This window comes from Staphylococcus canis (assembly GCF_016238445.1).
GTDB classification, from domain to species: Bacteria; Bacillota; Bacilli; order Staphylococcales; family Staphylococcaceae; genus Staphylococcus; species Staphylococcus canis.
This window is the reverse complement of record NZ_JABANU010000042.1, coordinates 1-7,905: the sequence shown is the minus strand read 5'-3', so window position 1 is coordinate 7,905 and position 7,905 is coordinate 1. Positions and strand designations below refer to the sequence as shown.

Annotated in this window: 9 protein-coding genes and 1 pseudogene; 2 read left to right on the top strand and 8 right to left on the bottom strand. The window is 31.8% G+C overall.

Annotated features, from left to right (window positions below; translation table 11 throughout):
• The coding region (locus HHH54_RS10660) for a transposase family protein (protein ID WP_198618776.1) at positions 1-337 on the bottom strand (337 nt) is incomplete at its 3' end.
• Positions 338-477: 140 nt separating this feature from the next.
• Here HHH54_RS10660 and cstB point away from each other — a divergent pair.
• Positions 478-1,002: pseudogene (cstB, locus tag HHH54_RS10655) on the top strand (persulfide dioxygenase-sulfurtransferase CstB); the annotation flags it as partial.
• A gap of 356 nt (positions 1,003-1,358) precedes the next feature.
• Here the strand turns inward: cstB and chrA are convergent.
• From chrA to HHH54_RS10635, 4 genes are read right to left on the bottom strand one after another with little or no spacing between them, the layout of a single operon-like run.
• Positions 1,359-2,522, bottom strand: coding sequence for a chromate efflux transporter (gene chrA / locus HHH54_RS10650; RefSeq protein ID WP_198618778.1), 1,164 nt, complete (start codon positions 2,520-2,522; stop codon positions 1,359-1,361).
• 32 nt (positions 2,523-2,554) lie between these two features.
• On the bottom strand, positions 2,555-2,959 hold the full coding sequence (gene arsC / locus HHH54_RS10645; RefSeq protein ID WP_198618775.1) for an arsenate reductase (thioredoxin): 405 nt from the start codon (positions 2,957-2,959) through the stop codon (positions 2,555-2,557).
• Positions 2,960-2,976: 17 nt separating this feature from the next.
• Positions 2,977-4,269, bottom strand: a complete 1,293-nt coding sequence (arsB, locus tag HHH54_RS10640) for an arsenite efflux transporter membrane subunit ArsB (RefSeq protein ID WP_198618777.1) — start codon at positions 4,267-4,269, stop codon at positions 2,977-2,979.
• Positions 4,266-4,580, bottom strand: a complete 315-nt coding sequence (locus HHH54_RS10635; protein WP_198618774.1) for an ArsR/SmtB family transcription factor — start codon at positions 4,578-4,580, stop codon at positions 4,266-4,268. The genes arsB and HHH54_RS10635 overlap by 4 nt, the downstream gene beginning before the upstream one ends.
• 340 nt (positions 4,581-4,920) lie before the next feature.
• Here HHH54_RS10635 and HHH54_RS10630 point away from each other — a divergent pair, with 340 nt between their 5' ends.
• Positions 4,921-5,601, top strand: coding sequence for a hypothetical protein (locus tag HHH54_RS10630; RefSeq protein WP_198618773.1), 681 nt, complete (start codon positions 4,921-4,923; stop codon positions 5,599-5,601).
• Positions 5,602-5,724: 123 nt separating this feature from the next.
• Here HHH54_RS10630 and HHH54_RS10625 read toward each other — a convergent pair whose 3' ends face one another.
• The 3 genes from HHH54_RS10625 to HHH54_RS10615 all read right to left on the bottom strand — a co-directional run bounded on the left by HHH54_RS10625 (position 5,725) and on the right by HHH54_RS10615 (position 7,752).
• On the bottom strand, positions 5,725-6,555 hold the full coding sequence (locus tag HHH54_RS10625) for a GIY-YIG nuclease family protein (RefSeq protein ID WP_198618772.1): 831 nt from the start codon (positions 6,553-6,555) through the stop codon (positions 5,725-5,727).
• A gap of 305 nt (positions 6,556-6,860) precedes the next feature.
• Positions 6,861-6,953 carry a hypothetical protein gene (locus tag HHH54_RS10620; RefSeq protein ID WP_118003425.1) on the bottom strand — a complete coding sequence of 31 codons (93 nt, stop codon included), beginning with the start codon at positions 6,951-6,953 and terminating at the stop codon, positions 6,861-6,863.
• Positions 6,954-7,134: 181 nt separating this feature from the next.
• Positions 7,135-7,752, bottom strand: a complete 618-nt coding sequence (locus HHH54_RS10615; RefSeq protein ID WP_099482189.1) for a CadD family cadmium resistance transporter — start codon at positions 7,750-7,752, stop codon at positions 7,135-7,137.
• Positions 7,753-7,905: the final 153 nt, after the last annotated feature.

Sequence of the window (7,905 nt, the reverse complement as noted above, 5' to 3'; positions counted from 1 at the left end):
TATTTTTAGAGATAAAACAAAACTTATCAACGACAGGAGACTGAGCTGTAAAGTACGTATTACAAGCTTTACAATAAAAACGTTGTTTTTTAAGTATGAGATAAGCAGGTAACTCAGATATGTGAGGAAGTGTAATCCTAGATTGTTTTTTACCTGCTTTAATAACGGTATGGTGTTCATTTTCCTCCCCGCAACACTCACAATGGCTTGGTGTGTAGCTAAGTTCACCGTAATAGAAAAGGCTTAATCGACCTTTAAACTTCGATTTTTCAACTTTTTCTTCAAATTGTATGTTTTCGTCTTTAATGTTAAGTGTTTTTAATATAAAATAATTCATAGACGCATGATCTCCTTTATTATGGTTTCGGCACTTTTAATAATAGAGGTCATTGCGTCTTTTTGCATCTAAAAAGTAAAAAATCGGACAAGCAACATTTATAATTTAAATGTCACCATTCCGATTTATTATAGAACCATAATGTAAGAATAGCCTTTGATCTTCGTAGTAAAGAAGCCTTTCATGGCGGTCATACTGAAGGTACAATCAATATTCCTTACAACAAAAACTTCATTAACCAAATCGGTTGGTATTTAGACTATGAAAACAGTATAGATTTAATTGGTGATAAATCTACCGTTGAGCAAGCAACACATACTTTACAATTAATTGGCTTTGATAATGTAGCAGGTTATCGTTTACCAAAATCAGAAATTTTAACCCAATCCATCCATAGCGTTGATATGACTGGTAAAGAAGAATATATACTTGACGTACGTAATGATGAAGAGTGGAATAATGGGTACTTAGATCAAGCAGTCAATATTCCGCATGGTAAATTATTAAATGAAAATATTCCATTTAATAAAGAAGATAAAATATATGTACATTGTCAGTCAGGTGTTAGAAGTTCAATAGCAGTGGGTATATTAGAAAACAAAGGCTATGAAAATGTCGTGAATATTAGAGAAGGCTATCAAGATTTCCCAGAATCATTAAAATAATTTAAAGATGTAGAAAAGTGAGTAATCCTATCAAATTGTTATTGTAAGGCATCAGATATTATAATACCACCAAGATTATTTAGAATAAATAGAAGTTTAAAAGAAATATAGATATGATTCCTAATTAGTCATAATAGCAATAGATTTATAAAATTAATATAAACCCCTTTCTAGTGCAAATGTAGTGAGCCCAATAAGTTTTACTTTTTGGGCTCACTACATAATTAATGGTTTTTACTATCTTTTACATTGAGATAAGATACTATAATTACACGAAATCAATTATTTTAATTTATAATGGTTACTTTAATAAATATACTTATAAAAATTTATTCTTTGATTATGAACGAGAAAGATTAGTAAAACATTATACCTATTATAATGCCTATTAGCACAATAGACCAGGAAGGTAATTTATAACAAACCAGGAATACGAATAATGAGCTAGCTAGAACAAAATCTAATTCTGATTTAATAGTTGAAGCCCAAATCGGATTATAAAATGCAGCGATAAGAATACCTACTACACCCGCGCTTATACCTTTTAAAAAACCTTCAGCATAAGTGTTAGATTTAATATTATCCCAAAATGGTAACACTCCAAATAATAATAGAAATGCTGGTAGGAATATAGCGACAGTAGCCAAAATTCCTCCTCCAATATCTTCTATAGACATGCCAATATATGAAGCGAACGTAAATAATGGTCCAGGTACAGCTTGAGCAGCAGCATAACCCGTTATGAAGCTATCAGGTGATATTAAACCTTGTGGTACAAACTCATTTTCTAATAAAGGTAATACGACATGACTACCTCCAAACACTAAAGAACCAGATCTATAAAAATTATCGAACATTCTAAGCCATAAATTATTCGTCATAGAACTAACTATAGGCAATACAGTTAATAGTAAAAAAAATAATGAAATTGAAATAAAACCTAACATTTTAGGTAATTTAAATGTCTTCACTCTTAAATAATTTTTATCTGTAGAGGTTTCTTTTAAAAAGATAAGACCATATATACCAGTAATAGATAATGCGATTACTTGAATATAAAGATTATCGATTGTTAGAGATAATATAAGAACAAATAATGCCAATGTAATGGTACTTTTAGTATTAGTTAATTTTTTACCCATACCTATTACGGCTTGGGCAACAATGGCAACAGCTACTAGTTTTAATCCTTGCATCCAAGTTAAACTAGAATCATTGTTAATAATTAATGCTGAAAAAACCATAAGTATAATCATAGAAGGAAGTGTAAAACCAATAAAAGAAATAATTCCTCCCAGAATTCCTCCTCTAATAGTTCCTATACCAATACCAACTTGGCTGCTTGCAGGTCCAGGTAAAAACTGGCATAGCGCTACTAAATCTGAGTATTCTTTTTCATCAAGCCATTTTCTTTTCTTAACATACTCATCATAAAAATAACCTAAGTGGGCAGTTGGTCCTCCAAATGATAGTAATCCAAGTTTTAATGCAACTAAAAATATATTTATATATTTATATATTTATACATAAAAAGCTCCTTGTATTTCGTTGATTAATTTTTTACATAACTATCAAATTCTTTAATTTTTTTGCCAATTTCGTCTCTAACACGTTGAAATTCTGACCACTCTTTACCTGCTGGATCATCAAAACCCCAATGCTCTTTTTTAACGTTTGGTGGTAAAATAGGACAATTATCGTCTGCATCGCTACATAACGTCACGACCAAATCTGATTGTTTTAAAATATCATTATCAATCAAGTCTGACGTATGGTTTGATATATCAATATCTACTTCTTTCATAGCTTCTATTGCTTTAGGATTAACACCATGTGTTTCAATACCAGCAGAATAGACATTCCAATCTTCACCCAATATTTCCTTTCCCCAACCTTCAGCCATTTGGCTACGACAAGAGTTTCCTGTACATATAAAATAAATTGTTTTCTTATCCATAATTAAAGCCTCTTTTCTTAAAATATGATTAGTGTAAGGTATAAACCTAAGAGTGTTACAAATAGGACCGGAATAGTAATGATAATTCCAGTTTTAAAGTATGTCCCCCACGAAATCTTCACACCTTTTTGAGTAAGTACATGTAACCAGAGAAGTGTTGCTAACGAACCAATGGGTGTTATTTTAGGTCCTAAATCAGATCCGATAACATTCGCATAAATCATACCTTCCTTGAGTATGCCTGTTGTTTGAGATTGACCAATCGCTATTGCATCTATTAAAACAGTTGGCATGTTGTTCATAATAGATGAAAGGAGTGCAGCTATAAAACCCATGCCCATGATACTACTAAATAAGCCGTAACTTGAAATATTTGTTAGTACATCACCAAGAAGCGTTGTAATGCCCACATTTTTTAGACCAAATACCACAAGGTACATGCCAATAGAGAATAAAACAATATTCCATGGTGCATCTTTAATTACTTGTTTCGTATGAACAGCCTTAGATTTACGTGCTAATAATACAAATATTAAAGCAATGATACCAGCAATAATTGATACTGGAATATTTATAAACTCACTTATTAAATAACCAACTAGCAATACAGTGAGTACAATCCACGAGATGTTAAAAAGCTTTTTGTCCTTAATCGCTTCTTTTGGTTCTCTAATATTTACTGCATCAAATTTTCCTGGTATAGACTTTCTAAAATAAAGCCATAAGACAAGAATACTTGCGATTAAAGAGAATATATTAGGTATAATCATTTTACTGAAGTACTCAACAAATCCAATATCAAAGTAATCAGCAGAAACAATATTAACTAAATTACTAACAATAAGTGGTAATGATGTGGTATCTGCAATAAAACCACTAGCAATAATAAATGGAAATATCGCTTTTTTATCAAAACCTAGACTACGTACCATTGCTAAAACAATAGGCGTCAGTATTAAAGCTGCACCATCATTTGCGAAGAAGGCTGCTACAACTGAACCTAATAGCATGATAAAGATAAACATTTTCAATCCGCTACCTTTTGATGCTCTCACCATATGTATAGCAGACCATTCAAAGAACCCAATTTCATCTAATATGAGTGAAATAAGAATAACTGCAACAAAAGTTAAGGTCGCATTCCAAACAATACCTGTTACTTCTAATACATCGGAAAAACTTACGACTCCCGTAATGATAGCAACGACAGCTCCAATTAAAGCTGTAATACCAATATTTAAACCTTTCGGTTGCCATATCACAAAGGTTAAAGTTAAAAGAAAAATCACAATTGCTAATATTGTCATCAACACTCACCTTGTTTCATACTTTTACATACACATCGTTCGTTAGATGTATTAATAAGATTTAAGTTATGATTAACATCATCTAAAATTTCATGATTAAGTCGATACATATGTTTATTACCTTCTTTTCTTGAAAGAACTAATTGCTTATCGACTAATGACTTCATATGATGACTTAGCGTAGGCTGTGAAAATTGAAAATGTTCCAGTAAATCACAAGCACATAGTTCATCACATGAAAGTAAATCTATTATTTCTAATCTGCTTGGATCAGATAAAACTTTTAATATTGTTGCTAGTTCTTGATAAGACATAACCATACCTCCCTTACAATATATAGAGTACCATCTATATAGATTATTGTCTATGCTATGTGTTCTTGTGAATCTATAGGATTGGGGAATGAGAAAAAAACCGCATCATCTACCGATAAGCAGAAAGTTATCATAAGTGATGAGGTTATTCTCTGGGAAATAACCGTAGTCTTAAGAGAAACACTCAAAGTTATCATAAATGATGCGGAAACATCTATAGATTTATTCATCATGTAAATAAAGAAAATCATAACAACAAATATTAAAGACTTGATTTCTTTGAAATTTCGATCATACAATTAAATTAGTTATTAAAAATCGTAAAGAGAAGAGAGTTTATATGAAACATAAAGATGGATACGAACAATTCTTTGAGTATTTCAATATTGACACAAATGATTTATGGAATTTTGCTAAAGAAAGCATAGTTACTGTAGACATAGATAAAGCAATATTACAATGGAACTTAATTAAGTCAGCTATTGAAGAAGGAACAGAACCTGTTATAGTCAGGAGTTATGGCTTGAAAGGTGTGAATGCTGGTCTTTACTTGGACTTATATCGTCATATAGTGCCGAATGCAGTGATTAAGATAGATCCTACCAATAATACGTATCCTCCTAAGATTCTTGCAAAATACACAGGATATTATAAAAAAAGTGGAGCCACTCAGAACAGAATTAGTAATTATCAAGTTTCACATATATTTGAACGAACCAGAAATCCTTATTCATTTGGAGCAGTATGGAATATGGCCTATATTCCTAAAATATTAGACCCGTTCACAGGACACGAGGCCACAGGCGATTTAGTAGCAGAGTTCACTGGTCAATTACAATACTTTTTCTATGATAAGTACAAAGTAATTATAGAAGAATATAATGCAATCAATGAGCAATTACTACAATTAAGTCGTGAATACGTTAATAGTGATGCATTTGTTACAGGAGATAAATCTGACAAAGTGATTGATTACTTTAAAAAGAGTATTGAGTTTCAGTTCTCAAAAATTGAATTATAGTTATGCTGTCCGAATAAATCTTAGAATAAGAGAAACCCCACCTTGCTACGTCTAACCACACGGAAAGAGGAGAAAGACATGTCAATTTTTTGACATGTCTTTCTTAATTTTTATAGAGAAGTGTTAATTAGAGTTATAACCAAACTGTCTGCTTTGCAATACTTCCTTCCAGTATGACTCCCGCTGAAGTACCAACTTATCATCAACCTTACCATTGTAGTTCTCAAGTATCGTATACTGAAAATTTTCCTTAACGTAGTCAAAGCCTTTTTCTTCTACTAATGCTACCAACTCTTTATTACCACCATGACCGTTAGCTACATAGTTAGACCATCTTGTAAGCAACATCTTACTCATACTCGTTGCTGAACCAACGTACAACTTACCATTACTTTTATCTGTTATAAGATAAACAGCTTTTTGATTTTCAAGGGCAGCAATCCAGTCACGTTTACCACGATGAATAATTGTTGCGAGTTGTTGATAGGATAGTTTTACCTTATCATAACCCGGGAAATCATCACCGTCATAAATTGTAGGTAATATCTGTTGGACGACTAGCTCTTGATGTAAGTCTTTGTATAAACGTCCCTGAGCCATGAACGATTTCTTAAACTTGATGATAACTCGACCATAATATTGTTCGTATTGAGGCAGTTCAATACCTTCATAATTGATACCTTCTAATACGCCTAATTCTTTTGTCACTTTTTTAATCGTCGTAAGTAACCACGTATCGTATGAAAGTTTAAGTAGACATATGGCTGTTTGACCAACATTAAAATACCTCGATTTGTTTCTCCAAAACAGCCATTGTGTATTCACTTCTTCAGGGTTATGTTTGAATACTTCCATAGGATCAACAAAGCCATTTGATTGGTTGAACTTGATTTTCACTTGATTCATTTCTTCTTCTGTAAAGCCAAGTAAATCATTGAGTTTTATTTGTGACATAATTGATGCTCCCTCTTTTCATTAAGTAATATAATCATATCAAATAAGCGTGATTATGAGATAATGGAATTGTAAAAATAAGAGAAACTTCTAATTTGTTTAACGTAATGTTAATGGATGTATCAAAATAGTTTGAAAAAGGTGAAAATAAATGAGTGAGTTATTGAATGTTTATGATAAAAATAGAAAATTGAAAGGTGTAGATAGTAGACATAAAGTACATCAACAAGGCGAATGGCATGAAACGTTTCAATGTATATTTACACAAGATGACAATATATTTCTTCAAAAAAGAAGTTCTAATGTTAAAGATTATAAAGGTATGATTGATGTAACAGTTGGAGGACATCTATTCCAATCAATTTACCCACTTCATAAAGACGCTTCGTAGCTTCGATATCTTCATATGATGGTTGAGGATCTTATCAAGAGCAAATTATGAAAAAAATGGTTTAAATCAATGTTCTTACTTTAAGTACATGTGTTTAACGTAAATGATAATTAATTAAATATAAAAAGGTTATCCCAATCAATAGGATAACCTCTTTATACTTTACTTTATGGTTTGGATTCGCCACTTCAAAGAAGAAATGAAATCAGAGCATTGAATGTTCCATTTTCAAACAATATATAAATACCTAGCCCAATGAATACAATTGGTACAATCCAACGTTCATATTTCTCAATTGTTTCCGATATAAAATCGAAGGAAGCTAGACGGTAACTGACATAGCACAAGACTCCAACCATAATTAGAAAGACAATAGTGACAATAAAGATTTCAGACATACTTAAGGTCGTGAAGTACGGTATATAAATGGAAAAGTCATCCGCACTGGAAGCCAATACGATGAAAGTCATCGTCAAAAATAACTGATTAAATTTTCCAGAGGAGAATAAGGATAAAATGCTACTTTCATCTTCATCCTCTTCTCCTTTAATCCATATTTTCACGCCTAGGTAAAGTGGTAAAAGTCCAAGTAGTCCGATAACCCATTGCTGAGGAATTAAATTTACAACCCCCTGTGCAACTAAAAGACTTGCTCCTATCACAATTGCAGTCCCTATATATTGTCCTATCCAAATATGTTTTACCTGACCTTTTTTTATTTGCGAAAACAAAAGAATTAATATGACGAGATAATCAATTCCTGTTGCTACATATACCGCAGTAGCCGTCAGTATCGTCGCGATCATTTTATCATCTCCAATATTTTAGGGATAGGGGCTGGGACATAAATACAGCTCCAAAAGAACCCCGCTAAGATTCCAAATTGGATTTTAGCGGGGTTCTTTATATAATTTACACATATTGTTTCAAAAAAATAAAGCCCTCACTTATAATAAGAG